The organism is Mycobacterium sp., from assembly GCF_035274705.1.
Taxonomy (GTDB): Bacteria; Actinomycetota; Actinomycetes; order Mycobacteriales; family Mycobacteriaceae; genus Mycobacterium.
Genome location: NZ_DATENY010000029.1, coordinates 50,438 through 70,939 on the forward strand (window position 1 = coordinate 50,438; position 20,502 = coordinate 70,939).

Here is a 20,502-nt window from a genome sequence, read left to right on the forward strand (position 1 = left end):
GCTATTCGCCGTGCACCGCGCTGAGCAGCAGGTCACACCTGTGGGCCAGCGTGGCCCGCAACGGCGCGGCCCGCTCAGCGATGTTCTGCTGGGTCCGAACATATTCGGCGCGACCGCCAGGCGTTTCGATGGCGATCGGTTCGAATCCGTAGTCGCCGAGATCATAGGGGCTCGCCCGCATGTCCAGTTCGCGGGCATCCGCGGCCAGCTGTAGACAACCTAGGACAAGTTCCGATTCCACGAGTGGCCCGAGCTTGAACGCCCACTTGTAGCAATCCATCGCGGCGTGGACGCAGCCCGGTTGTTCGGTTGCGACCTGGCTGTCCCTGGTGAGCGCCTCGGCGTTGCGCCTTGTCGCAGGCTCGGTGAAGAAGCGGTAAGCGTCAAAGTGGCTGCAGCGCAACGGCATTGATTCGACGACGGTGTCGGTACCCGCGGCACCGAGCCGCAGCGGAACGCGCGAATGCCGCACCGTCGGCGCCCGATAAACCATCGCCCACTCGTGCAGCCCGAAGCAGTTCAGCCGCGCAGGGCGCGAAGCTGTCGCACGCAGCAGCTCGGCGATGAACCGCACGGTGTCGGCGCGGGCCGCCAAATGCGACGGGCTGACGGTGACGCCGGCGTCGCGCGCTTGGTACCCGCTACGGCCAAGGTATCGGCGCGCCGAGTCACCGCCGAGCACCACACCGAACCCCGGATGCCAGACCCGCAACTGGCGCGGCCGCAGGCTGTAGTACGTGAACAGGAAGTCCCACACCGGATGCTTCTCGCCGGCGCGGATGCGCCGCAGGTGCGGCTCGAGGAACTCGTCGGCCCGTTGCCGGTAGCCGCGCTCACGCTCGGTCCAGTCGGCCTCGTCGAGCACCAGCTCAGTCACGACGGGTCCCGTCGCGCATGGTCCCGACGAGGTCTTCCACCAGGTCCTCCAGCGCCACCATGGCAGCGACGCTGCCATCTGCCGCCGTGACGAGCGCGAGATGACTGTTATTGCGGCGCAGCCGACTCAACGCGTCCGGCAGCGGCAGAGATTCGGCCACCTCGGGCAACCGGCGCACCATCGCCAAGTCGACGACGGCGTCGGGATCCTCGACCAGCGGGAGCACATCCTTGATGTGGACATATCCGACGAATCGCTCCGCACTGTCGACCACGGGGAAGCGGGAGTACCCGGTCTCGGCCAGCGCCCGCTCGATGGCCCGCACGCTCGGGCCTGCACCGTCGGCGGCCACGGACACCGCGTGAATATCGCGCAGCGGCACCGCCACGTCGGAAACGACGCGGTTGCGGATCTGCAGGGCCCGCGACAGCCGGTTGTGCTCTTCGGGATCGAGCAAACCCTCCGACCGTGACTCGGCGATCATCTCCGACAGCTCGACGAGGGAGACGGTGTTCTCGAGTTCGGTCTTGGCCTGCACGCCCACCACACGCAGCGACTTGATCGCACACCAGTCGTAGAACGCGATGACCGGGCGGGCCGCTCGTACCCACAACAGATAGGGCGGCACCAGCAGCATGGCCGCCGCCTCCGGTCCGGCGATCGCAATGTTCTTCGGCACCATCTCGCCGAGCAGCACGTGCAGCACCACGACGATCGTGATCGCGACGACGAACGAGACGGTGTGCAGCACCGCATCGGGCACACCGACCAGGTCGAACGGCTTTTCCAGCAGGTGAGCAATCGCCGGTTCGCCGATGCGGCCCAGCAGGATCGAGCAGACCGTGATCCCGAGTTGCGCGCCGGCCAGCATCACCGACAGGTTCTCGCCGGCCCGGATCACAGTGACCGCACTGCGCTTGCCCTGTTCGGCAAGGGCTTCGAGCCGATCTCGGCGCGCCGAGATCAAGGCGAACTCCGCGCCGACGAAAAACGCGTTGGCCGCGAGTAGCAGCACGGTGAGCACCACGCCGAGGAAGTCGCCCATCAGCGCTCCTCGCTGGAATCGCCGCGGCGGCCCAGCTCGGTGAGCTCGAGAAGATCGATGCGGCGGCCGTCCATCTGGACGACGGTGGCCAGCCAGCGAACCGGGTCTTCGATAGGACCGTCGGGATCGAACGCCGTCAGCTCGACCGTCTCACCCGGCTCGGGGATGTGGCCGAGCTGCTGCAGCACCAGACCGCCGATGGTTTCGTATTCGCCCTCTGGCGCACGGAATCCGGTTTCGGCCGCCACTTCGTCGATCCGCAGCAACCCGGACACGTGCCAGCCGCGGCCGGCGGGCACCACATCGGGGGTTTTCTCGTCGTGCTCGTCGCGGACGTCGCCCACGATCTCCTCTATCAGGTCCTCGACGGTGACCATGCCCGCGGTGCCGCCGTACTCGTCGGCCACCAGCGCGGTCTGCATATCGTCGCCGCGGATCTGTGCCATCACCGCGTCGCCGTCGAGCGTCGACGGCACCACAGGAACAAGCCGGGCCAAACCCGCCAGCCGAGTGCGGGCTCGGTCGCCATGCGCGATCTCGAAGACTTGTTTGACGTGGACCATGCCGATCGTCTCGTCGAGATCGCCCTCGACGATGGGGAAGCGGGAGTAACCAGTCTCCATCGCTTTGACGACCAGGTCCGCGACCGTGTCGTCGGCCTGCAGTACCTCGATCTTGGATCGCGGCGTCATCAGCTCCTCGGCCGTGCGCGCCCCGAACTGAAGCGAGCGGTCGACCAGCGTCGCCGTCAGCGGATCCAGCGATCCGCGGCGCGCTGAATTGCGGACGAGCGAGCCCAGCTCCTGCGGCGAGCGGGCCGAGCGCAGTTCCTCCGCGGGTTCGATGCCGAGTCGGCGCAGTATCCAGTTCGCCGTGCCGTTCGTCAGATGGATGAGGGGCGTGAACAGCGCCGAGAAGAGCACCTGAGGCCCGGCGACCACCCGTGCGGTGGCCAGTGGTTTGGCGACGGCGAGGTACTGCGCGACCAATTCACCGAAGACCATCGACACCGACGTGGCGATCAACAGCGACAACGCCAGCGCGACGCCGTCGGCCACCGGCTCGGACAGCGACATCGCAAGAAACGCCGGCCGTAGGAGCCGAGCGATCAGCGGCTCGGCGAGGTAGCCGGTGATCAACGTGGTGATCGAAATGCCCACCTGGGCGCCGGACAGTTGAAACGACAGCGTGCGATGCGCCTTCTGCACCATCTTGTCGCGGCGGCCACCGGTGCGGGCATTGGCATCGACCGTGCTGCGCTCCAACGCCGTCAACGAGAACTCGGCCGATACGAACACCGCAGTGCCGGCGGTGAGCACCAGAAAGCCCAGCACCGCGAGCACGCTCATGACGACGTTCATCGCGGCCTCATCGAAACTGCGCCGGGCCGTATGCCCGGCCGACTAGAGGAAGGCTCTGCGTCGGATGGCTCGTGGGACGGCTGATCGGCCTTGGCGGCCTGTCCAGAACCCGCGGCATCGACGGGTGCCTGCGGCACGGGATCCCTTTCGCTTGGTCGGCAATGAAAGCCCCATGTTAGCGGTCGGAGCTCGTCGCCGACCTCACCAACCGGTGGGCAGCGGGTGGCCTTCGGCGAAGCCGGCCGCCGACTGAACGCCGAGGACAACCTTCTCGTGTAGTTCGGCGATGTTGGCGGCGCCGACGTAGGTGCATGTGCTGCGCACGCCCGAGGTGATGTGGTCGAGCAGGTCCTCCACGCCGCCACGGGACGGGTCAAGGCCCATCCGCGAGGTGGAGATGCCCTCCTCGAACAACGCCTTGCGCTCCCGGTCGAACTGGCTGTCGGCCGCTGTACGCGCGGCCACCGCGCGTTTGGAGGCCATGCCGTAGCTCTCCTTGTACGGCTGGTCCTCGCGATCGCGCATCAGGTCGCCCGGCGATTCGTACGTGCCTGCGAACCACGAGCCGATCATCACGTTCGACGCCCCGGCCGCCAGCGCCAGCGCCACGTCGCGGGGATGGCGGACGCCCCCGTCGGCCCACACATGTCCGCCGAGTTGCCTTGCCGCCGTGGCACATTCGACGACTGCTGAGAATTGCGGCCTGCCGACGCCGGTCATCATGCGGGTGGTGCACATCGCGCCCGGTCCCACGCCGACCTTGACGATCGACGCGCCCGCGCTGATCAGGTCGCGAGTGCCCTCAGCGGAGACCACGTTGCCCGCGGCGATGGGCACACCGAGGTCGAGTGAGGACACCGACTTGATCGCGTCGAGCATCTTGAGCTGATGGCCATGCGCGGTGTCGATCACGAGAAGGTCGACACCGGCCTCGGCGAGGCTGCGGGCCTTGGCGCCGACGTCGCCGTTGATGCCGACCGCGGCCGCGATCCGCAGGCGGCCCTTGTCGTCGACGTTCGCGGTGTAGATGCCGGCCCGGATGGCGCCGGTGCGGGTGAGCACGCCGGACAGCGTGCCGTCCGGCTCAGTGAGCACCGCGACGTCGATCGGCGCGTGTTCGAGCAGGTCGAATACTTTGCGCGGGTCAGTGCCGACGGGTGCGGTGACGAAGTCGGACACCGCGACGTCGCGGACTCGCGTGAACCGGTCCACGCCGACGCAGCTGGATTCGGTGACCAGGCCGATCGGGCGGCCCTCGAACACCACGACGGCCGCGCCATGCGCACGCTTGTGGATCAGCGCCATGGCGTCCGACACCGAGTCGTCGGGGGACAGTACGACCGGGGTGTCGACGACCAGGTCGCGGCTCTTGACGAAGTCGACGGTCTGGGTGACCACCGAGATCGGGAGGTCCTGCGGCAGAACGACAATGCCGCCGCGGCGGGCCACGGTCTCGGCCATCCGTCGTCCGGCCACCGCCGTCATGTTGGCCACCACCACGGGGATGGTGGTCCCCGACCCGTCCGACGTCGACAGGTCGACGTCGAACCGCGACTGCACATCCGATCGTCCCGGAACGATGAAGACGTCGGTATACGTCAGGTCGTAGGGCGGCGGGTGGCCTTCCAGGAACCGCATGAAACCAGAGTAGATCCCCGAGTCGCTTCGCTCTCCCCCGCAAGCGGGGGTACCCCCAGCCGACGGGACCTAGGCTTCGACCTCGCTGTGGTCGCCGCTCCAGAGCGTGTGGAACTTCTTGTCACGGTCGTCATCGATGCGGGCGTAGGTGTGCGCGCCGAAGAAGTCGCGAAGGCCTTGGATCAGCGCCGCCGGGAGCCGCTCGGTGCGCAGCGCGTCGTAGTAGGACAGCGCCGAGGCGAAGCCGGGAATCGGGATGCCGAGTGTGGTGGCCGTGGTGACGACGCGCCGCCAGCTGTCGATGGCCGACTCGATCGCGCTGCGGAAGTACGGAGCGGTGATCAGCGTCGGCAGCTCCGGATCCTCGTCGAACGCCTCCTTGATCCGGTTGAGGAACTTCGCGCGGATGATGCAGCCGCCACGCCAGATGGTGGCCAGATCGCCGGGAGTGATGCCCCAGTCGTACTCGGCGCTGCCTGCCTGTATCTGATTGAAGCCCTGCGCGTAGGCGATGATCTTCGACGCGTACAGCGCCTGCCGCACGTCTTCGATGAATTTCTCTGCGTCACTGGGCTTTTCGCCGAGGTCTCCGGAGGCTAGGCCGGTGGTGGCCTTGCGCTGGGCGACCGAACCCGACAGGGCGCGGGCGAACACCGCCTCGGCGATGCCGGTGACGGGCACGCCGAGATCCAGCGCCGACTTGACCGTCCACCGGCCGGTGCCCTTCTGCTCGGCCTCGTCGAGGATCACGTCGACCAACGGCTTGCCGGTCTTGGCGTCGGTCTCGCGCAGCACCTGCGCGGTGATCTCCACCAGGAAGCTGTCCAGGTCGCCCTTGTTCCACTCGTCGAATACGTCGGCGATCTCGGGTGCCGTCTTGCCTAGGCCGTCGCGCAGAAGCTGATAGGCCTCTCCGATCAGCTGCATGTCGGAATACTCGATGCCGTTGTGCACCATCTTGACGAAATGTCCTGCGCCGTCGGGACCGATGTGGGTGCAGCACGGAACTCCGTCGACGTGTGCGGAGATCTCTTCCAGCAGCGGGCCGAGCGACTTGTACGACTCGGCCGGGCCGCCGGGCATGATCGACGGGCCGTTGAGCGCGCCCTCCTCGCCGCCCGAGATACCCGCGCCGACGAAGTGCAGACCACGCTCGCGCATCGCCTTCTCGCGGCGGATGGTATCGGTGTAGAGCGCGTTGCCGCCGTCGATGATGATGTCGCCCTCCTCCATCGCGTCGGCGAGCTCGTTGATCACAGCATCGGTCGGATCGCCGGCCTTGACCATGATCAGTACCCGGCGCGGCTTCTCAAGGGCGGCAAGGAATTCCGGGATGGTCTCGCTGCGGACGAACTTGCCCTCGGAGCCGTGTTCGTCGAGGAGCGCGTCCGTTTTGGCGATCGAGCGGTTGTGCAGGGCGACGGTGTAGCCGTGCCTGGCGAAGTTGCGCGCGATGTTCGACCCCATCACGGCCAGGCCGGTGACCCCGATCTGAGCGGTGCCGGTGGTGTCGGAGTTTTCAGACGAGCTCATTCGGGACGCCTTTCATTTTTTGTTGTCGCTGTTGTGTTTATCGGCTATGAGTGACTACGCCATGAAGAGCCGATGTAATTCCGTCAGCCACGGCACCGCGAGTGCGACGGTCGGCACGACGAGCACGGCGGCCGCGGCCAGATAGGCGGTCACAGCGAGCGTCAGGCTGTTTGGCCGCCCACCGAGGCGGCGCACCCGCAGCACGGTCGTCGGCCCGCCCGCGGCCAAGGCGCCGGACGGGGTGTGCCCCGACGCGCATGCGACCAGTGCCCGGGCAAGGGGAGTGGGCCCGGCCGCGCGGACCGCGGCATCGTCGGCAAGCAGTTCGATCAACAGGCGCACAGCGTCGAGTGCGTTGGCGCTGCGGACGAATCGGGGGAAGGCGGCGTGCACCGCGGTGAACATCTCGAGCACCAGGTCGTGGCGCGCCCGCAGGTGTGCGCGCTCATGGGTGAGGATCGCGGCCATCTCGTTGTCGGCCAACGTGTTCAGCGCACCCTCGCTGACGACCACGCGGCTGCGGACGCCGGGCAGGCAGTAGGCCAGTGGTTGGGCCACGTCGAGGATTCGCAGGTGGCTGCCCTGCGACTTGCCGACCAGGTCGACGACCATTCGGTGATGGGCGCGGCGGCGGCGCGTGGCGATGGCCACCTGAACGATGGCGTAGGTCAGTCGTGCGCCGATGACCACGGTCAGGGCGAACACGATGACGTATGCCGTCCACAGCGGCCAGCCCAGCACGTCGATTTCACTGGTGATGGTGGCGGTCGGGCGGCCGTCGAGGCCGGGCACGAACAACCGGCTGGCGATTGCGATTCCGGCCGAGAATGCCGAGAGGACGGCGGCCAGTGCTATCGACTGCCACAGCACGATGGCGGCCCGCGGTGCGCGCATCGGCCACGTCGCCCGCGCAAGCACGGCCGGCACCGGCCCCGACAGGAGCAGGGCGACGATGGTGAAGGCCAGCGCGGACACGCTGTAAGTCTCTCTCAGTCGGTGCCCGGATCGCCAGCGGGCCGGACCTGCTGGTGCTTACCTTCCAACTCTGCCAGCGCGCGGCGTAGTGCGGCGGCTTCGTCTGCGCCGACGCGCTCGACGAAGTGCACCAGCGCGGCCTGCCGACTGCCGGTGTCCGAGACCTGGTCGAGCGCGTCGACCATCAGTCCGGCAACCAGCTCGTCGCGTCCGTGCATAGGCGCATATCGGTGCGCCCGGTCGTCGCGATGTTGCACGACGAGGTTCTTCTTCGCCAGGCGCTGCAACACGGTCATGATCGTGGTGTAGGCGAGGTCGCGTTCGGCCGCGAGCGCCTCATGCACCTGCCGCACGGTTTGGGGCTCGCCGGTGGACCAGAGGTGGTCCATCACAGCGCGTTCCAGCTCCCCGAGACGCGTCAACTTGGCCATGTTCCGTTCATCTCCATCAGCCTGTCTGTCCAGGGTACTACGCGGTTACTACCGTGCGTCGTATCTAACACTTCCCAACAACTTTCGGTCGGGCTCCGAATGTTCCCGCAGTGGTCACCTGCAGGTCGCCCGGCCTTGTGAATCGAGTCACAGGGTCTGGCTCCATCGGCGCATCGCACTATTGTAAGGCTAACCTAACTCATATCGGAGGTGTCATGACGGTTGTGGTCGACGACCCGCTCATCGCGGGCATGGCGATCAGGCGGATGCTGCCGCTGCACGAGTCGAGCCGACGGCTGCGCGAGCTCTACCCCGAATGTCCGCGCGTTTACGGCGTCGCGGTGATGGGTGATCTGTCGCGCCGACGATGGTGGCCACTGGCGGAGGCGCTTACCACCGACCGCCTGCAGTCGATGTTCGACCTCGCCGCGGAGGAGACCGACAGCAGCGCCGCCGTGGCCCAGCAGCTCGCGGCGACGCTGGCGCATGTGGTGGTGGGGCGCGTCATTCCGCTGCTAGTCCTCGAAGGCCGGGCTTGGGACACCGGTCTGGAGAACCTGTGGGTGCATGTCGACTCCGAGAGCGCAATCGACTGGGTCGGCGTCGTCGATCCGACGCTGCGCGCGCTGCCGGACGATCCGGTGTTGCGTTTCGGCAATTCGACGGGCGAAGGCATCGTCGCACTGCCCCGCGAGGCGGCGTTGACGATGTGGGTCGCGCACCGTAGTCATCGCGCCCTGGCGCCACTCTTCGGAAAGCTGGCCAACGTCTCGGGTGGCGCGATGTCGGTTGCATCGATGTGGCATCTGGTCGGCGCCGCAGTGGTCAGTGCGGCGACGCAGGTCCCGCTGCTGGCCCATTCCAGTGAGGTGACGAGTATGCGCCGCGCACAAGCGGTGCTCGATGCGCTGGTCGGATTTGGTGTGCCCGTGCGTGGCTCGCGGATGACCGTCGGGAAGGGGTTGTTTAATTAGGGCAGCCTTGCCTATGCTTCAGTACAGCATCAAACGTGAACGACCGGACCGTGCCGGAGTCCTGAGGGCTGCAGAGACTCCCGGTCCCTACGAAGGACGGACCCCGTGCCAAGCGTGCGGGGTCCGTCCGCATTCGGGCCCCACCCGCAGCGAAGCCCGTGAACGCCGCCGTGTAGACACAATCGCGTGACGACGGAACTGCCCGCCGAATTCGGCAAGGGATTCGACCAGGAGCTCGGACTCGAGTACGTCGAGATGACGCCCGACGGCGGACGTGCGCGGTTGAAGATCCAAGACAAGCTGCTTCAACCGTGGGGCATCGTGCACGGAGGCGTGTACTGCTCGATCGTCGAAAGCCTTGCCAGCGTGAACGCACACGTGTGGCTGATGCAGAACGGCGGCGGACACGTCGTCGGCGTCAACAACAACACCGACTTCCTGCGTGCCATCTCCACTGGCACCGTCACCGCGGTCTCGACGCCTATCCACCGCGGCCGCCGCCAGCAGCTGTGGCTGATCACCATCTCCGACGAGAACGATCGGGTCGTTGCCCGCGGCCAGGTGCGGCTGCAGAACATGCCCGCCGAATAGCCGCCCATTTCCGTGCGCTGCTGACCGCCGCGCGCCGTGGCAGTATCGCGCACTATGCGTTTGACCCCGCATGAACAGGACCGGCTGCTGATTTCGTATGCCGCCGAACTCGCCCGGCGCCGGCAGGCCCGCGGCCTCAAACTCAATCACCCCGAGGCCGTCGCGCTTATCACCGATCACTTGCTCGAAGGCGCCCGCGACGGCCGCACGGTAGCGGAGCTGATGGTCAGCGGCCGTGAGGTGCTGTCCCGCGACGATGTCATGGAGGGAGTGTCCGAGATGCTCTACGACGTCCAGGTGGAGGCCACCTTCCCCGACGGCACCAAGCTCGTCACCGTCCACCACCCGATCCCATGAGCGAGAAGCCGAAGGCGGATCGCGCATCGTGGGCGCCCGGCCAGATCATCCACGGCGACGGCGATATCGCGATCAACGCCGGCGCACCACGGCTGACTCTGGAGATCGTGAACACCGGCGACCGCCCGGTGCAGGTCGGCAGCCACGTGCACCTGCCGCAAGCCAACTCCGCGCTGGACTTCGATCGCTCCGCCGCCTACGGCCACCGGCTCGACATCCCGGCGGGCACCGCGGTGCGCTTTGAACCCGGTGTGGTGCAGCAGGTTTCATTGGTTCCGCTGAGCGGGTCGCGTGAGGTCTACGGGCTGAGCTTGAACCCGCCGGGGAGGCTGGACGCATGACCGGGCTGTCGCGGGCACGCTATGCCGCGCTGTTCGGGCCGACGACCGGTGACCGGATCCGGCTCGCCGATACCGATCTGTTCGTCGAGATCACCGAGGACCGCAGCGGCGGCCCTGGGCTGGCAGGCGACGAGGCGGTGTTCGGCGGCGGCAAGGTGTTGCGCGAGTCGATGGGGCAGGGAACCGCCACTCGCGCCGAGGGTGCCCCCGACACTGTCATTACTGGCGTGGTCATCATCGACCACTGGGGAATCATCAAGGCCGACATCGGCATTCGCGACGGCCGCATCGCCGCGATCGGCAAGGCCGGCAATCCCGACATCATGCACGGTGTGCACCCCGACCTCGTGGTCGGCCCGTCGACGGAGATCATCGCCGGCAACGGTCGCATCGTGACGGCCGGCGCCATCGACTGCCACGTGCACCTGATCTGCCCGCAGATCATGGAGGAGGCGCTCGGCGGCGGCATCACCACGATCATCGCCGGCGGCACCGGACCCGCGGAGGGCAGTAAGGCCACCACCGTCACGCCCGGCGCCTGGCACCTGGCGCGGATCCTCGAATCGCTGGATTCCTGGCCGCTGAACGTGGCCCTGCTTGGCAAGGGCAACACCGTCAGCGCGGAGGCGATGTGGGAGCAATTACGCGGTGGCGCAGCCGGTTTCAAATTGCATGAGGACTGGGGTACCACCCCCGCTGCGATCGACGCCTGCCTGACGGTGTCCGACGCCGCGGGCGTACAGGTGAACATCCACACCGACACCCTCAACGAGATGGGGTTCGTCGAGGACACGCTGCGCGCCATCGCAGGCCGGTCCATCCACGCCTACCACACCGAGGGAGCAGGCGGCGGGCATGCGCCCGACATCATCACGGTCGCCGGCGAGCCGTACGTGCTGCCCAGTTCCACGAACCCGACGCGCCCGCACACCGTCAACACGCTGGACGAACACCTCGACATGCTGATGGTGTGTCATCACCTGAACCCCAGTGTGCCCGAAGATCTCGCGTTCGCAGAGAGCAGGATTCGGCCGTCGACAATCGCGGCCGAGGACCTGCTGCACGACATCGGCGCGATCTCGATGATCGGCAGCGACGCGCAGGCGATGGGCCGGATCGGGGAAGTCGTGATCCGCACATGGCAGAGCGCACACGTGATGAAGCGGCGCCGCGGCGCGCTACCCGGCGACGATAGGGCCGACAACAACCGCGCACGCCGCTACGTCGCGAAATACACGATCTGCCCCGCTATCGCGCACGGACTGGACCACGAGATCGGATCGGTCGAAGTCGGCAAGCTCGCCGACCTGGTGCTCTGGGAGCCGGCGTTCTTCGGGGTGCGCCCGCACGCGGTGCTCAAAGGCGGCATGATCGCCTGGGCCGCAATGGGAGACGCGAATGCGTCAATCCCAACGCCGCAGCCCGTACTGCCCCGGCCGATGTTCGGTGCCGCGCCCGCGGCTGCCGCCGCCACGTCGGTGCATTTCGTGTCCCCGCAAGCCGTCGACGACGGACTGGCCGATCGGCTGGCTGTCAACCGCAGGCTGGTCGCGGTCAAGGATGTCCGCAAGGTCGGCAAGGCGGATATGCCGCTCAACGACGCGTTGCCACGCATCGAGGTCGACCCCGACACGTTTACCGTCCGCATCGACGGCGACGTGTGGCAGGAGCAGCCGGCCACCGAATTGCCCATGGCGCAGCGTTATTTCCTCTTCTAGGGGGTTGCCTCTTCTGATGACGAACCTCGCGACGCTGCTGGCGCTGGCCGACTCGCGACTGCCGACCGGAGGCCACGTCCACTCTGGGGGCGTCGAGGAGGCGGTAACCAGTGGGCTCGTCATCGACCTCGCCACCCTGCGGGCCTATCTGCGCCGCCGTATCCGCACGCAGGGTCTGGTGACGGCGTCGCTGGCTGCGGCCGTGCACAGCGGAGCCGTGACGCCGGAGGTCGCGGACCGCGAAACCGACGCTCGCACACCGGCACCCGCCGCCCGGCAGGCCTCCCGCGCGCAGGGCCGCGGCCTTCTACGGCTGGCGCGGCGGGTATGGCCGGACAACGACTGGGAGGCGCTCGGTACGAGGCCGCATCTGGCCATTGCGGCAGGCGCGGTGGGCAAGGCCAGCCGCCTCACACCAGAACAGACCGCGTTGTCGATCGTCTACACCACGATGACCGGGTCCGCGACGGCCGCACAGCGGCTGCTGGCGCTCGACCCCGCGGACGTCGCGGCGCTGACATTCGAACTGTCATCGTTATGCGACGAGATCGCCGCCGACGCCGGCAAGGAGCTGGCTGACCTGTCCGATCCGCTGCTCGACGTGCTGGCCCAGCGCCATAGCCAACGCGAGCGACCCTTGTTCGTCTCCTGAAAGGCAAACAATGCCACCGCATTTCCACTCGTTTGAGTCGGCTGGCGAGCCGCACACCCACACCGAACGACCCAAGCGCACACGCATGCCGGGGGAGCCGCTGCGCATCGGCATCGGCGGACCCGTCGGCTCCGGCAAGACCGCGCTAGTGGCTGCGCTGTGCCGGCAACTGCGCGACGATATCTCGCTGGCCGTACTGACCAACGACATCTACACCACCGAGGACGCCGACTTCCTGCGCCGCCACGCCGTGCTGCCCGACGAACGCATCGCCGCGGTGCAGACCGGCGGCTGTCCGCACACCGCGATCCGCGACGACATCACCGCGAACCTCGACGCCATCGACGACCTGATCGCCGGCAACGACCGCCTCGACCTCATCCTGGTCGAGTCCGGCGGCGACAACCTGACGGCCACGTTCTCCTCAGGCCTCGTCGACGTGCAGATCTTCGTCGTCGACGTGGCCGGTGGCGACAAGGTACCGCGCAAGGGCGGGCCAGGCGTCACCTACTCGGATCTGTTGGTGATCAACAAGACCGACCTGGCGCCGCTCGTCGGTGCCGACCTCGGCGTGATGCGCCGCGACGCCGCCAAGGTCCGCGACGGCAGGCCCGCCGTGCTGATCTCGCTGACCGAGGACCCGGCCGCAACCGAGGTGCTCGCGTGGGTGCGCGAACAGCTACGGGTTCTCGTGCAATGAGATCCGACGTCCTCATCGTCGCGTGCCCCAACCGGCCGCCGCGGATCGAGTGCACCGGCGGGCTGTCCGCGCGCCGCACCGAACCCGATACCGTGCACTTGGTTTCGGCGGCGGCGACCCCGCTCGGCGGCGACGCCATTCATGTGCGTGTTGTCGTCGAACAGGGTGCGCGGCTGCGGGTTCGGACGGCCGCGGCCACCGTGACGCTGCCCGGGTCGGCCACCACGGAGTCACACGCGTTCTGGACGCTCGAAGTCGCGGGTGACCTCGACGTCGACCCGCAACCGACGGTCGTCGCTGCCACCTCGCATCACTTCACGTCGACCCGGCTCAACTTGGCGGAATCCGGACGCGTCCGATTGCGAGAGCGAATCCAGGTCGGCAGATCCGGTGAACGGCAAGGGTTTTGGTCCGGCTCGCTACACGCCGACGTCGGCGAGTCGCCGCTGCTGCGTCATCGCATGGAGCTCGGCAATGGATCGGTGACCGACGATGCACTCGGGACGCCGATGGCGTGCATCAGCGAATTCCACTATCCCGACAGTGAAGTCGAGACCGAGGGTGTTGCGCTCGCGTTGGCCGGCGGTGGCTGCCTGTCGACCTGGCAGGGCGACAGGCTCTAACTCGCCGCCTTCTCGGTGTCCTGCACGGACGCCGCGATCTCCTGGAGTTCCTCGATCCTGGTGCGGGCGTAAGCCTGCTGCTCCGTGATGGTGAGGTTCCCGCGCGCCCTTGACAGGAAGGTCACGGTCCACGACAGCAGCGTGGTGATCTTCGTCTTGAAGCCGACGAGATACACCAGGTGCAGTACCAGCCAGGCGAGCCAAGCGATGAAGCCGCCGAATTCCAGCGGGCCGACCTTCGCGACCGCGGAGAACCGCGAAACCGTCGCCATCGAGCCCTTGTCGAAATACTGGAACGGTTCGCGCTGGGCAGGGTCGGCGCCCTTCAGCTCCGCCTTGATGGCCTTCGCCGCGTATTTGCCGCCCTGGATGGCCCCTTGCGCCATGCCGGGCACACCTTCGACCGCGGCCATGTCGCCGACGACGAACACGTTCGGGTGGCCCGGGATCGACAGATCCGGCAGTACCTTGACCCGTCCGGCCCGGTCCACCTCGACATCGGACTGCTCGGCGAGGTCGCGGCCCAGTGGGCTCGCCGACACCCCGGCCGACCACACCTTGGTGGCGGATTCGATTCGCCGTATGGTGCCGTCGGAATCCTTGACGGTAATGCCATTGCGGTCCACATCGGTGACCATCGCGCCGAGCTGGATGTCGACGCCCATCTTCTCCAGCCGCGCCTGGGCGTACTTGCCGAGCTTCTCGCCCATCGGTGGCAGCACCGCGGGTGCCGCGTCGAGCAGGATCACCCGTGCCTGTGTCGAATCGATATGGCGGAACGCGCCTTTGAGCGTGTGGTCGGCGAGTTCGGCGATCTGCCCTGCCATTTCGACACCGGTGGGCCCCGCCCCGACGACGGTGAATGTCAACAGCTTCTCGCGCCGGGCGGGATCACTGGAGCGCTCGGCCTGTTCGAACGCGCCAAGGATCCTGCCGCGCAGCTCGAGTGCGTCGTCGACCGTCTTCATGCCTGGTGCCCACTCGGCGAAGTGGTCGTTGCCGAAGTAGGACTGGCCCGCCCCGGCCGCGATGATCAGGCTGTCGTATGGCGTCACATAGTCGTGGCCGAGCAGTTCCGACTTGACTGTCTTGTTGGCCAGGTCGATATGCGTGACGTTGCCCAACAACACCTGCGCGTTCTTCTGCCTGCGCAGGATAATCCGGGTGGGCGGGGCGATCTCGCCCGACGAGATGATCCCGGTGGCCACCTGGTAGAGCAAGGGCTGGAACAGGTGATGAGTGGTCCTGGCGATCAACTTGATGTCGACGTCGGCGTGCTTCAGGGCCTTGGCGGCGTTCAGCCCTCCGAACCCCGAACCGATGATCACGACCTTGTGCCGATCAGTCGTAGTGGCTCCGGGATGGCTCATTTTCGGCTCCTCGACGGACTACACGTGCACTTATACAGACACTACGGTAGCCGCCCTGCATCCCCGCAGCGCCGTGAGATTTGCCACGTTGCCGGGGATTTAAACGCCGAGGAGCGGCCTCAGCTTCTCCGCGACCGCGGTGATGCCACCCGGTTGATAGCCGTTGAGGCTCGTCACCGGGCTCAGGATGACGCCGTCCACGCCCGCGTCGAGCACCTTCGTCTTGATCTGGTCGACTACCTGATCGGGGCCGCCGACAACGGCCCGCTGCTTGAAGTCGTCCGGGATCAGATCTGGGGTCACGTTCTCGTCGATCACCGCGATGAGGAGCATGCTCGTCTCGAGCGTCGCGGGGTCGCGACCGAACTCCTCGCAGCGCTCCTTGACCACGGCCACCTTGCGCGGCAGCTCGTCGAACCCGGCGATGATGTTGAGGTGGTCGAAGTACTTGGCGGCCAACGGAATCGTCTTCTTCTCACCGCTGCCGCCGATCATCAGCGGGATGTGCGGACGGAAGCGCGGCTCGGCCATCGCCTCTTGTGCGCGATAGTACTTCCCGGAGAACGTCGGCCGCTCGCCCTTGATCATCGGCAGGATGATCTGCAGCGCCTCGTCTAGCTTGTTGAAGCGGTCGGTGAACGTGCCGAATTCGAAGCCGAGGCTGTCGTGTTCGAGCTCGTACCAACCGGTTCCGATGCCGAGAATGGCGCGACCCTGGCTCACCACGTCCAGCGTCGTGATGGCCTTGGCGAGCAGCGTCGGGTTGCGATAGGTGTTGCCGGTGACGAGCGTGCCCAGCTGCACACGTTCGGTAGCCGTCGCCAGTCCGCCGAGCGCCGTGTACGCCTCGAGCATCGGCTGGTCCGGGGTGCCAAGGCCGGGCAGTTGATAGAAGTGGTCCATCACGAAGACGGAGTCGTAGCCTGCCGCTTCTGCTTCCTGCGCCTGCGCGATGACGGTGGGGAAGAGCTCAGCGACGCCGGTGCCGTACGAGAAGTTGGGGATCTGAAGTCCGAGTTTGATGGTCACGTCTTCACGTAACCACACGCTAACCGGGGCGGTCACCCCGTTTCGCTCTTGGTGAACCGGGGAATATCAGCCGAAGTTGGCTAGGGCACCTTGGCTGACATGCAGCGTCTGGCCGGTGATGTGGCGGGCGGCCGGGGTGGCGAGGAACAGGGCGAGCCTGGTGATCTCGGCCGCCACTGGCGGTGGGGTGGTGGACAGGCCGTCGTAGCCCGGCTCGGCGCTGCGGCCTGCGGCCACCGCGTTCACCGTGATGCCCCGGGTGCCGAAATAGGTGGCCTGCCCGGCAGTCCACTCTGCGACAGCAGCCTTGACGGCGGCTTCGGCGCTGCCGTCGCGCGGGTGCTCCGGGATCACGGTGACGATCGAGCCTCCGGAACGCAGATGGTCGCCGAGGATCTGGACGGTCAGCACCGCCGACACGGCCGTCGCATCGAGAGCGTTTCGCCATGCCGCGGCCAGATCGGAAAGCGAGTAGGTGCGCGGGTCGCCGGCATCCCAGCGCGGGGTCGGCACATTGACGATGGTGTCGAGGTGATGCGGGAACTGGCTGCGCGCCTGCTCGAGGCTGGCGGGGTCAGTGTTGTCGAAAACGATCGCGTCGACGTCGAGTTCCTTGGCGGCGACCTCGAGGTCGTCGCGGCGGGCGCCGGCGATCACGACTTGGTGACCGGCATCGCGGAAGCCCTCCGCGATCGTGCGCCCCAGATCGGTGTCGCCGCCGGTGACAAGCACATCCATCGCCATGACCTCCTGCTGTTGTTCGACGCTGAACCAGCGAGTGAGCGTCATGTTACTGGACGGTAGCTAGTGGGCGAAACTCGACGCGCGTACGACACGGCAACAGTTCGGCCAACGTGCCATAGGGTCTTGATCTGTGGGGCTGCCTCGCTGGATTTACGTCCCCGCCGCCATCGGGGCAATGTTCGTGGTGGTGCCCTTGATCGCAGTGGCCGCCAAGGTTGACTGGCCGCACTTCTGGTTGCTGATCAGCAGCCCGTCCTCCACGACGGCGCTCGTACTGAGCCTCAAGACGGCGGCCGCCAGCACCGCGCTGTGCCTGCTGTTCGGGGTGCCGATGGCGCTCGTGCTTGCCCGTAGCGGCGCCCGGGTCGTCCAGATGGCCAGGCCGTTGATCCTTCTTCCGTTGGTGCTGCCGCCGGTGGTCGGCGGAATCGCGCTGCTGTACGCGTTCGGCCGGCTGGGACTGATCGGGCAGTATCTCAACGCCGGCGGAATTCAAATTGCGTTCACCACAACGGCGGTGGTGCTGGCTCAGACTTTTGTGTCGCTGCCGTTTCTGGTGATCGCGCTGGAGGGTGCGGCACGCACGGCGGGAGCCGATTACGAAGTGGTGGCGGCGACGCTCGGTGCGCGGCCCACCATCGTGTGGTGGCGAGTGACGTTGCCGCTCTTGGCTCCTGGCCTGATCTCGGGCGCGGTGTTGGCGTTCGCGCGATCGCTAGGTGAGTTCGGCGCGACCCTGACCTTCGCGGGTTCCCGTGCCGGCGTCACCCGTACCCTGCCGCTGGAGATCTACCTGCAGCGCGAAAGCGACGCGGACGCGGCGGTCGCTTTGTCGCTGCTGCTTGTCGCGGTGGCCGCCGTGGTCGTGGTCGGCCTCGGCGTGCGCCGGTTGCGAGGCGCCGATGCCTGGTAGCCCGCGATGACGGGTGTAGCGCTGCGGGCCGTTGTCGAAAGCCGTGGCGTCGACGTGCAATTCGAGGTCGCCGCAGGCGAAGTGCTGGCGGTGCTCGGAGCGAACGGCGCAGGCAAGTCGACGGTGCTGCACATCATCGCCGGTCTGCTGCGGCCGGACAGTGGCGTCGTGCGCGTGGGCGAGCGGGTGCTGACGGACACGTCGGCCAAAATCCATGTCGCCACCCATGACCGCCGCGTCGGCTTGCTGTTGCAGGACCCGCTGCTGTTTCCGCACCTGAGCGTCATCGCCAATGTGGCGTTCTCCCCACGCACTTCGCGTGAGGCCGCGGCCAGCTGGCTCGCAGAGGTGGACGCTGCCGACCTCGCCGATCGGGCGCCCCGTCAGCTCTCCGGCGGGCAGGCCCAACGGGTCGCGCTGGCCCGCGCGCTGGCCGCCGAACCCGGAGTATTGCTGCTCGACGAACCGCTGGCCGGGCTCGACGTCGCCGCCGCTACCGCGATGCGCCGGGTGTTGCGGCAGGTGCTGGTTCGTGACGGCCGGTGCGCGGTGCTCATCACACATGACTTGCTCGATGTGTTGACTCTCGCGGACCGAGTGCTGGTTCTCGAATCGGGTCGTATTGCCGAAAGTGGCTCCACTGCAACGATTTTAGCGGCGCCGCGAAGTCGGTTCGGGGCGCGGTTCGCCGGTGTCAATCTGGTCGGTGGCACCGCAGGGGCAGACGGCGTGCTCACGACGCAGTGGGGTTCGGTGTGGCACGGCAACCCGGGCGCCGACGTGGCGGGCGGCCAGGCAGGGGTGGCGGTGTTCAGCCCGGGGGCCGTCGCCGTCTATCGCGACAAACCGCACGGCAGCCCCCGCAACACCGTGGAGGTGGTGGTGGCCGAACTCGACAGCCGCGGACCGGCGATCCGCGTGCGTGCCGAGGAGCAGCCCGACGGTGCGCCGGGCCTTGCCGCGGACATCACCGCCGAGTCCGCGGCCGAGTTGTGTTTAGCGCCCGGCGACCACGTGTACTTCTCGGTAAAGGCGCAGGAGGTCATGGTCCATCCGAGCCCGTAACGGCGGCCAGTGCGGAGGCGATCAAAGGTCTAAATCGACCAAGAACCACCGGGGGAGAAGCGCTACGACGGCCCCGCGCAACGCGCGGGGGTCTTGTCATGCCAGCAACTCTCGAAGTGCCGTCTCTACACAAGCTTTAATGCGCACAGCAATCTCTCAGCTGAGCACTTTTTTAGCAACTCGCACTTGCGTCACGGCGGTAACACGGTAGTTTCTTCCACATGGATCAGCCGGACGCGATATCTGAACACCGCAAGGGCCTCTCGAAGACGCTGGCGATCGCGGCGCTGACCGGTGCCACGGTGGTGGCGCTGACATTGCCGACGGTGGCCAACGCCGATCCCGCGACGCCTGCCCCTCCACCGCCGCCTCCGGGCAATACCTTCCTGGAGGGGCCACCCGCGGATCCGAACGCTCCGCCGCCCCCGCCTGCCGACCCGAACGCGCCGGCGCCCCCGGCGGCTGACCCCAATGCGCCTGCTCCGCCGCCTCCGCCCGAGCCGGGCCGTGTCAACAACGCAGCGGGAGGGTTCAGCTACGTGGTCCCCGCCGGCTGGAAGGTGGCCGACGCCACGCAGCTGTCCTACGGCCAGGCGTTGCTGAGCAAGGTTCCGCCGGAAGGTGCGCAGCCGCCGAACGACACCAGCGTGCTGCTCGGTCGGCTCGATCTGAAGCTGTTCGCCGGGGCCGAGACCGACAACACCAAGGCGGCTCAGCGGCTCGCCTCGGATATGGGTGAATTCTTCATGCCGTTCCCCGGCACGCGAATCAATCAGGAAACCGTCCCGTTGAGTGCGGGCGACATGACGGGCGTCGCCTCGTATTACGAGGTGAAGTTCACCGACACCAACAAGCCCAACGGTCAGATCTGGGCCGGGGTGATCGGAGCACCGACGCCGCCGGGCGCGCCGCGCGGCCAGCGGGCCCCGGAGCGCTGGTTCGTCGTCTGGCTCGGTACGGCGAACAATCCCGTGCCCAAGCCTGCGGCCACCACGTTGGCGCAATCCATCCGTCCGTGGACGGCCCCGCCGCCGGACCCGAACGCGCCGCCACCCCCAGCAGGAGGGACGAGCACGCCGGGCCAGAACCCGAATGTCGGCGTGCCTGTCCCGGTCGACCCGAACAGCGTTCCCCCCGGGATGATGCCGCCGGCCTAAGGGTTAACCGCCGGTTGGGTTTTCACGGACCAACGTAGGGAACCTGGCCCTCGAGGTTGTTGACGTTGAGCAGATAGCAGTTGGTGCCGCCGAACCCCATGGCTCCTGCGGTCACGCAGCGCTGGAAGGTTCCGTCGCCGGCGATCGGTCCATCGCACGTGGTGCCCCCACCCCACGGCGTCCAACCGCCCTGGCAGCCGGCGCTGGCCGGTGAGGCCAAGGCGATCCCACTGGCCGCCAGACCTGCAACAGCCAGTGCGACAAGTGCTTTCATCTCCCACCTCTTCTTCGCGGTACCGATTCCTGATCACCGGTACCAATTCGGTCTCGGCGCGTCGCCCCGGCCGGAAGGTGAGCCGCGGCCTGCCGCGTTATTGACAGGTTATGCCTTCGTGACCGGTTAGGAAT

At 67.3% G+C, this 20,502-nt stretch carries 22 protein-coding genes; 11 read left to right on the forward strand and 11 right to left on the reverse strand.

Translation table 11 applies throughout. From position 1 onward, the window contains the following. Position 1 precedes the first annotated feature (1 nt). The 7 genes from VJV41_RS07705 to VJV41_RS07735 form a co-directional block, all read right to left on the reverse strand. Positions 2 to 877 carry a 3-methyladenine DNA glycosylase gene (locus VJV41_RS07705; protein WP_325332704.1) on the reverse strand — a complete coding sequence of 292 codons (876 nt, stop codon included), beginning with the start codon at positions 875 to 877 and terminating at the stop codon, positions 2 to 4. After that, positions 870 to 1,922 (reverse strand): hemolysin family protein, encoded by a 1,053-nt coding sequence (locus VJV41_RS07710; RefSeq protein ID WP_325332705.1) that lies wholly within the window; start codon positions 1,920 to 1,922, stop codon positions 870 to 872. The genes VJV41_RS07705 and VJV41_RS07710 overlap by 8 nt, the downstream gene beginning before the upstream one ends. Next, on the reverse strand, positions 1,922 to 3,283 hold the full coding sequence (locus VJV41_RS07715; protein WP_325332706.1) for a hemolysin family protein: 1,362 nt from the start codon (positions 3,281 to 3,283) through the stop codon (positions 1,922 to 1,924). The genes VJV41_RS07710 and VJV41_RS07715 overlap by 1 nt, the downstream gene beginning before the upstream one ends. A gap of 201 nt (positions 3,284 to 3,484) precedes the next feature. Next, the gene (locus VJV41_RS07720; RefSeq protein ID WP_325332707.1) at positions 3,485 to 4,921 is read right to left on the reverse strand and encodes a GuaB1 family IMP dehydrogenase-related protein; all 1,437 of its coding nucleotides are present in this window, start codon (positions 4,919 to 4,921) and stop codon (positions 3,485 to 3,487) included. Positions 4,922 to 4,990: 69 nt separating this feature from the next. Further along, entirely contained in the window at positions 4,991 to 6,454 is a 1,464-nt protein-coding gene (gndA, locus tag VJV41_RS07725; protein ID WP_325332708.1) for an NADP-dependent phosphogluconate dehydrogenase, read from the reverse strand. Positions 6,455 to 6,508: 54 nt separating this feature from the next. Then, on the reverse strand, positions 6,509 to 7,429 hold the full coding sequence (locus VJV41_RS07730; protein ID WP_325332709.1) for a M56 family metallopeptidase: 921 nt from the start codon (positions 7,427 to 7,429) through the stop codon (positions 6,509 to 6,511). A 14-nt stretch (positions 7,430 to 7,443) separates the two neighbouring features. Next, a complete protein-coding gene (locus VJV41_RS07735; protein WP_325332710.1) occupies positions 7,444 to 7,860 on the reverse strand; it encodes a BlaI/MecI/CopY family transcriptional regulator in 417 nt (138 codons plus the stop codon). A gap of 215 nt (positions 7,861 to 8,075) precedes the next feature. Here VJV41_RS07735 and VJV41_RS07740 point away from each other — a divergent pair, with 215 nt between their 5' ends. The 8 genes from VJV41_RS07740 to VJV41_RS07775 all read left to right on the forward strand — a co-directional run bounded on the left by VJV41_RS07740 (position 8,076) and on the right by VJV41_RS07775 (position 13,816). After that, entirely contained in the window at positions 8,076 to 8,834 is a 759-nt protein-coding gene (locus VJV41_RS07740) for an iron reductase (RefSeq protein WP_325332711.1), read from the forward strand. Between the two features lie 186 nt (positions 8,835 to 9,020). After that, positions 9,021 to 9,425, forward strand: coding sequence for a PaaI family thioesterase (locus tag VJV41_RS07745; RefSeq protein ID WP_325332712.1), 405 nt, complete (start codon positions 9,021 to 9,023; stop codon positions 9,423 to 9,425). A gap of 54 nt (positions 9,426 to 9,479) precedes the next feature. Next, positions 9,480 to 9,782 carry an urease subunit gamma gene (locus tag VJV41_RS07750; RefSeq protein ID WP_325332713.1) on the forward strand — a complete coding sequence of 101 codons (303 nt, stop codon included), beginning with the start codon at positions 9,480 to 9,482 and terminating at the stop codon, positions 9,780 to 9,782. Further along, positions 9,779 to 10,123, forward strand: a complete 345-nt coding sequence (locus VJV41_RS07755) for an urease subunit beta (RefSeq protein WP_325332714.1) — start codon at positions 9,779 to 9,781, stop codon at positions 10,121 to 10,123. The genes VJV41_RS07750 and VJV41_RS07755 overlap by 4 nt, the downstream gene beginning before the upstream one ends. Continuing rightward, positions 10,120 to 11,841: an urease subunit alpha gene (locus VJV41_RS07760; RefSeq protein WP_325332715.1), complete on the forward strand. Its 1,722-nt coding sequence runs from the start codon at positions 10,120 to 10,122 to the stop codon at positions 11,839 to 11,841. The genes VJV41_RS07755 and VJV41_RS07760 overlap by 4 nt, the downstream gene beginning before the upstream one ends. Positions 11,842 to 11,857: 16 nt before the next feature. Continuing rightward, positions 11,858 to 12,493, forward strand: coding sequence for an urease accessory protein UreF (locus VJV41_RS07765; protein WP_325332716.1), 636 nt, complete (start codon positions 11,858 to 11,860; stop codon positions 12,491 to 12,493). 10 nt (positions 12,494 to 12,503) lie between these two features. After that, on the forward strand, positions 12,504 to 13,193 hold the full coding sequence (gene ureG, locus VJV41_RS07770) for an urease accessory protein UreG (RefSeq protein ID WP_325332717.1): 690 nt from the start codon (positions 12,504 to 12,506) through the stop codon (positions 13,191 to 13,193). Continuing rightward, positions 13,190 to 13,816, forward strand: coding sequence for an urease accessory protein UreD (locus VJV41_RS07775; RefSeq protein WP_325332718.1), 627 nt, complete (start codon positions 13,190 to 13,192; stop codon positions 13,814 to 13,816). Before ureG ends, VJV41_RS07775 begins: the two co-directional genes overlap by 4 nt. Here the strand turns inward: VJV41_RS07775 and VJV41_RS07780 are convergent. The 3 genes from VJV41_RS07780 to VJV41_RS07790 all read right to left on the reverse strand — a co-directional run bounded on the left by VJV41_RS07780 (position 13,813) and on the right by VJV41_RS07790 (position 16,959). Beyond that, the gene (locus VJV41_RS07780; protein WP_325332719.1) at positions 13,813 to 15,186 is read right to left on the reverse strand and encodes an NAD(P)/FAD-dependent oxidoreductase; all 1,374 of its coding nucleotides are present in this window, start codon (positions 15,184 to 15,186) and stop codon (positions 13,813 to 13,815) included. The genes VJV41_RS07775 and VJV41_RS07780 overlap by 4 nt on opposite strands. Before the next feature lie 99 nt (positions 15,187 to 15,285). Next, complete coding sequence (locus VJV41_RS07785) at positions 15,286 to 16,215, reverse strand: LLM class F420-dependent oxidoreductase (protein WP_325332720.1); 930 nt, start codon at positions 16,213 to 16,215, stop codon at positions 15,286 to 15,288. A 66-nt stretch (positions 16,216 to 16,281) separates the two neighbouring features. Then, positions 16,282 to 16,959, reverse strand: a complete 678-nt coding sequence (locus VJV41_RS07790; RefSeq protein ID WP_325332726.1) for an SDR family oxidoreductase — start codon at positions 16,957 to 16,959, stop codon at positions 16,282 to 16,284. A gap of 175 nt (positions 16,960 to 17,134) precedes the next feature. Between VJV41_RS07790 and VJV41_RS07795 the strand changes: the two genes are divergently transcribed. From VJV41_RS07795 to VJV41_RS07805, 3 genes are all read left to right on the forward strand, one after another. Beyond that, positions 17,135 to 17,872 carry an ABC transporter permease gene (locus VJV41_RS07795; protein WP_325332727.1) on the forward strand — a complete coding sequence of 246 codons (738 nt, stop codon included), beginning with the start codon at positions 17,135 to 17,137 and terminating at the stop codon, positions 17,870 to 17,872. 6 nt (positions 17,873 to 17,878) lie between these two features. After that, complete coding sequence (locus VJV41_RS07800) at positions 17,879 to 18,937, forward strand: sulfate/molybdate ABC transporter ATP-binding protein (protein ID WP_325332721.1); 1,059 nt, start codon at positions 17,879 to 17,881, stop codon at positions 18,935 to 18,937. A gap of 221 nt (positions 18,938 to 19,158) precedes the next feature. Beyond that, positions 19,159 to 20,094: an alanine and proline-rich secreted protein Apa gene (locus tag VJV41_RS07805; RefSeq protein WP_325332722.1), complete on the forward strand. Its 936-nt coding sequence runs from the start codon at positions 19,159 to 19,161 to the stop codon at positions 20,092 to 20,094. A gap of 22 nt (positions 20,095 to 20,116) precedes the next feature. Here VJV41_RS07805 and VJV41_RS07810 read toward each other — a convergent pair whose 3' ends face one another. Further along, positions 20,117 to 20,368: a CDGP domain-containing protein gene (locus tag VJV41_RS07810; protein ID WP_325332723.1), complete on the reverse strand. Its 252-nt coding sequence runs from the start codon at positions 20,366 to 20,368 to the stop codon at positions 20,117 to 20,119. Positions 20,369 to 20,502: the final 134 nt, after the last annotated feature.

Bases quoted from the DNA above. Each gene is read 5' to 3' on its own strand.
- VJV41_RS07780 (WP_325332719.1), bottom strand. From the start codon at position 15,186: ATGAGCCATCCCGGAGCCACTACGACTGATCGGCACAAGGTCGTGATC.
- VJV41_RS07755 (WP_325332714.1), top strand. From the start codon at position 9,779: ATGAGCGAGAAGCCGAAGGCGGATCGCGCATCGTGGGCGCCCGGCCAG.
- VJV41_RS07810 (WP_325332723.1), bottom strand. From the start codon at position 20,368: ATGAAAGCACTTGTCGCACTGGCTGTTGCAGGTCTGGCGGCCAGTGGG.
- VJV41_RS07750 (WP_325332713.1), top strand. From the start codon at position 9,480: ATGCGTTTGACCCCGCATGAACAGGACCGGCTGCTGATTTCGTATGCC.
- VJV41_RS07790 (WP_325332726.1), bottom strand. From the start codon at position 16,959: ATGGCGATGGATGTGCTTGTCACCGGCGGCGACACCGATCTGGGGCGC.
- VJV41_RS07800 (WP_325332721.1), top strand. From the start codon at position 17,879: ATGACGGGTGTAGCGCTGCGGGCCGTTGTCGAAAGCCGTGGCGTCGAC.
- VJV41_RS07775 (WP_325332718.1), top strand. From the start codon at position 13,190: ATGAGATCCGACGTCCTCATCGTCGCGTGCCCCAACCGGCCGCCGCGG.
- VJV41_RS07765 (WP_325332716.1), top strand. From the start codon at position 11,858: ATGACGAACCTCGCGACGCTGCTGGCGCTGGCCGACTCGCGACTGCCG.
- VJV41_RS07795 (WP_325332727.1), top strand. From the start codon at position 17,135: ATGTTCGTGGTGGTGCCCTTGATCGCAGTGGCCGCCAAGGTTGACTGG.
- ureG (WP_325332717.1), top strand. From the start codon at position 12,504: ATGCCACCGCATTTCCACTCGTTTGAGTCGGCTGGCGAGCCGCACACC.
- VJV41_RS07710 (WP_325332705.1), bottom strand. From the start codon at position 1,922: ATGGGCGACTTCCTCGGCGTGGTGCTCACCGTGCTGCTACTCGCGGCC.
- VJV41_RS07760 (WP_325332715.1), top strand. From the start codon at position 10,120: ATGACCGGGCTGTCGCGGGCACGCTATGCCGCGCTGTTCGGGCCGACG.
- gndA (WP_325332708.1), bottom strand. From the start codon at position 6,454: ATGAGCTCGTCTGAAAACTCCGACACCACCGGCACCGCTCAGATCGGG.
- VJV41_RS07735 (WP_325332710.1), bottom strand. From the start codon at position 7,860: ATGGCCAAGTTGACGCGTCTCGGGGAGCTGGAACGCGCTGTGATGGAC.
- VJV41_RS07805 (WP_325332722.1), top strand. From the start codon at position 19,159: ATGGATCAGCCGGACGCGATATCTGAACACCGCAAGGGCCTCTCGAAG.
- VJV41_RS07740 (WP_325332711.1), top strand. From the start codon at position 8,076: ATGACGGTTGTGGTCGACGACCCGCTCATCGCGGGCATGGCGATCAGG.
- VJV41_RS07715 (WP_325332706.1), bottom strand. From the start codon at position 3,283: ATGAACGTCGTCATGAGCGTGCTCGCGGTGCTGGGCTTTCTGGTGCTC.
- VJV41_RS07720 (WP_325332707.1), bottom strand. From the start codon at position 4,921: ATGCGGTTCCTGGAAGGCCACCCGCCGCCCTACGACCTGACGTATACC.